At 37.0% G+C, this 3,403-nt stretch carries 4 protein-coding genes; all 4 read right to left on the reverse strand.

Annotated features, from left to right (window positions below; all coding sequences use genetic code 11):
• Nucleotides 1-96 precede the first annotated feature (96 nt).
• The 4 genes from ACY1IQ_RS21020 to ACY1IQ_RS21035 all read right to left on the reverse strand — a co-directional run bounded on the left by ACY1IQ_RS21020 (nucleotide 97) and on the right by ACY1IQ_RS21035 (nucleotide 3,152).
• Nucleotides 97-1,776, reverse strand: a complete 1,680-nt coding sequence (locus ACY1IQ_RS21020) for a BclA C-terminal domain-containing protein (RefSeq protein ID WP_461615817.1) — start codon at nucleotides 1,774-1,776, stop codon at nucleotides 97-99.
• Nucleotides 1,777-2,053: 277 nt separating this feature from the next.
• Nucleotides 2,054-2,437: a PH domain-containing protein gene (locus ACY1IQ_RS21025; protein ID WP_461615818.1), complete on the reverse strand. Its 384-nt coding sequence runs from the start codon at nucleotides 2,435-2,437 to the stop codon at nucleotides 2,054-2,056.
• A 23-nt stretch (nucleotides 2,438-2,460) separates the two neighbouring features.
• Nucleotides 2,461-2,922, reverse strand: a complete 462-nt coding sequence (locus ACY1IQ_RS21030) for a hypothetical protein (protein WP_461615819.1) — start codon at nucleotides 2,920-2,922, stop codon at nucleotides 2,461-2,463.
• 83 nt (nucleotides 2,923-3,005) lie between these two features.
• Nucleotides 3,006-3,152 (reverse strand): hypothetical protein, encoded by a 147-nt coding sequence (locus ACY1IQ_RS21035; protein WP_461615820.1) that lies wholly within the window; start codon nucleotides 3,150-3,152, stop codon nucleotides 3,006-3,008.
• Nucleotides 3,153-3,403: the final 251 nt, after the last annotated feature.

Consider the following 3,403-nt stretch of genomic DNA (forward strand, 5'->3'; position numbering starts at 1 on the left):
TGTTTTTCATATAAATAATCACTATTAAAATTTTAAAAGTTAACCTTATATATTTAAGAATCTCCCTAAAATAGGGAGACTCAAGTATTTTATATTTTAACTTATTTGTTTAACTGATAGTGTGGCACTTACATTAGTACCTGTTATTGTAATTCCTAATGCTACTGCTGCTCCAAACGCTAATTGAATATTTGCATTTGCAGGTACTGTAGCTATTACACTTCCACTATAGACTTGAAGTCCTGTACTTAATGTCTCTGTAAACACTCCTCCTGGAACAGCAGTTCCATTTATTTGAATTTGGAATGTTCCTGATACTGCTAAAGTTGCTGTAAAAAATACTACAAAATTTATCTCATACTGACCAGCATTAGTAACATTTATAGTATTTGCAGTTGGATGAGTTACTCCAGTGGATAGCGGACCGGAATTATTAAAGTTTATAGGTTGAGGTGGCTGAAGCAATGCTATACTTATAGTTTGATTTCCGGTATTATAAACATAGCCAAATGAATTTAATCCATTTGCAGGGCCAGTTGGGCCTGTTACTCCTTGTATACCTTGAATTCCTTGTACTCCAGTTGGTCCTGTCGGGCCGGTCGGACCTGTTGGGCCGGTTGGTCCTGTTGGACCTGTTGGACCGGTATCGCCTGTTGCACCAGGAGCTCCTGGCGCTCCTGGTGCACCTGGTGTTCCTGGCGCTCCATCTGCTCCTGCAGGACCCTGTGGACCAGTTGCTCCAGTTGCACCAGGAGCTCCATCTGCACCGGGTGCTCCATCTGCACCGGGCGCTCCTGGTGATCCAGTTGGGCCGGTTGCCCCTGTTGGGCCAGTTGGTCCTACTAAACCAATTGGTCCAGTTGGACCAGTTGGACCTATTGGACCTGTCGCTCCGATTGGGCCTGTTGCCCCAGTTGGTCCTATTGGGCCTGTTGCCCCGGTTGCTCCTGTTAATCCTGTTGGACCTGTCGCTCCGATTGGGCCTGTTGCCCCAGTTGATCCTATTGGGCCTGTTGCCCCGGTTGCTCCTGTTAATCCTGTTGGACCGGTCGCTCCTGTTGGGCCTATTGGGCCGGTTGCTCCTGTTAATCCTGTTGGGCCTATTGGGCCTGTTGGACCTGTCGCTCCGGTTGCTCCTGTTGGGCCTATTGGGCCGGTCACTCCGGTTGCTCCTGTTAATCCTGTTGGACCTGTTGCCCCAGTTGCTCCTGTTGGACCTATTGGGCCGGTTGCTCCGGTTACTCCTGTTAATCCTGTTGGACCTGTTGCCCCAGTTGCTCCCATTGGGCCTATTGGGCCGGTCGCTCCGGTTGCTCCTGTTAATCCTGTTGGACCAGTTGGGCCGGTCGCTCCTGTTAATCCTGTTGGTCCTGTTGCTCCGGTTACCCCAGTTAATCCTGTTGGGCCTATTGGGCCTGTTGGACCTGTCGCTCCGGTTGCTCCTGTTGGACCGGTTGGGCCCGTTGCTCCAGTTGGGCCTGTTGCTCCTCTCGGTCCAGGTTGTCCTGGTTGGCCAGGCTGTCCAGGTTGTCCCGGTTGTCCGGGTTGCCCTGCAACTCCTTGAACACCGGGAGCTCCTGGTTGGCCAGGTTTACCTGCTTGTCCAGGTTGTCCCGGTTGACCTGGTTGTCCTGCTTGCCCCGTTGGCCCCGTTGCTCCTCTTGGTCCTGTTGGACCCGTTGGACCGGTTGGTCCCGTTGGGCCGGTTGGACCAGGTATATCTGATAAAACATCTACTGCTAACCTAGCATAGATGTTAAATATATCATAAATCAAACACATTCCCTCCCTTAAATCAAATTTCATTAAAATAAAATATTTTATAAGGGCTTATATATCAAAATCATTTATCTTTTAAGAAATTTACTCCAAAACAATTTTAGGAAAAAATAGCCATTAAATATTAGTTTATGACCTAATATATTATAGTTCCTAAGTTTAAATTTGTTACTTTGCTCTTATAAGCTACATATATTGTTATACTATATTAAACCTTCAATTTAAACATTTATTTAAGATAACTCTAATATATTACCTCAAATATAAAAAAGACCTACAGTTTACAGGTCTTTAAGCTGTTGCCTCTTTTTCCTTTATTTTCTTTAATAAAATCTACAAATTTTATTAAATTTTTATCCTCTACAAATTTCATAGAACAAGATTGCTTTTTGCAATGAATAAACACTTTATCTCCAAATTTTTCCTGAGACAATTCTACATTATATATATCTTCATATTCAATTATATCATTAAATATTGTAAAAAATCTTTTACTACAGAATCTTATTTTTTTATTAGTTGCTATTAAGATGCCCGTCCTTAATGTACTTTTTCCATCAAATACCTTTTCATAAGCTCCATATATATAATGTACTATTTCTTCATTGCTCTCAAAACTTTTTTTAGATATTTCTAATAACTTTTCAACTTTTGCCAAAATGCTCCCCCCAAATTGTTATATTATCTAAATATTTTATCAATGTATTTTTTTAAAATTAAAATAGATTCATTCATCAAATCTTTTACTGTATATTTTATTCCTTTTTTAAGTAAACTACAACCTCGATTATTTTTGATTTTATCATCAAGTTTCAATTTACTTTCCACTATAAATGCAATATCACTCATTTCATCATACGCTCTTTCCTCTTCCCATTTTAACAACTTATCTTTTTCTATTGTATATTTAATAGAATCACAAAGCTCTTTAAGTATATTTATTTCATTACTATCTATGGAGGATAAAGTTATTAAATGATTTAATATTATTGCACCGCATACTCTAGCATCAATACTTGTTAATGCACACCAATAAACAAAATAACTAATAAAAACTCTTTTTTTATTTAAATCAAATTTTTTTACAGTATTTTCATATTGTTTAAGTAACTCTTCATTACTTAATAAAACTTCATATTTCATTTATTATCCTCCTTTGTATTGATACGATTTAATAAAAACTGATAACATTTTTATTTGCTATCAGTTTCTGCCACTAAACTTTATTAAAATTTCTCATTTATTTCTTTTTGTATTCTCTTTAAATCTTTTTCTCTCAATCTTGTTTCTTTTTGAATTTGATCCCAATCTTCACCATCAATCATCATTTCTTTTGCTCTGTTTTTAGAATTATATTCTCTTTCATCTTTCATTTTAATGCCTCCAAAATATTTTAATTATATTTTTACCATTTCATTTTCTTTTATGTATAAATATAAAAATACTAAGACTAACATTAATTATGCTTATTTTATAGAAATTCTATGAACTTTATAAGTAATAACATAATATATAACTTTATTACAGAAGTTATTAATATATTTTTTGCAATAAGTCTATCTTATTAATTAAAAGACTTCTTTATTTCAGTTTTAACCAAATATACTTTATTATTCCTATCTAA

This window comes from Clostridium sp. Marseille-QA1073 (assembly GCF_054863625.1).

What these genes read in the sequence shown, in the direction of transcription:
- ACY1IQ_RS21030 (WP_461615819.1), bottom strand. Translation starts at nt 2,922, where the DNA reads ATGAAATATGAAGTTTTATTAAGTAATGAAGAGTTACTTAAACAATAT.
- ACY1IQ_RS21035 (WP_461615820.1), bottom strand. Translation starts at nt 3,152, where the DNA reads ATGAAAGATGAAAGAGAATATAATTCTAAAAACAGAGCAAAAGAAATG.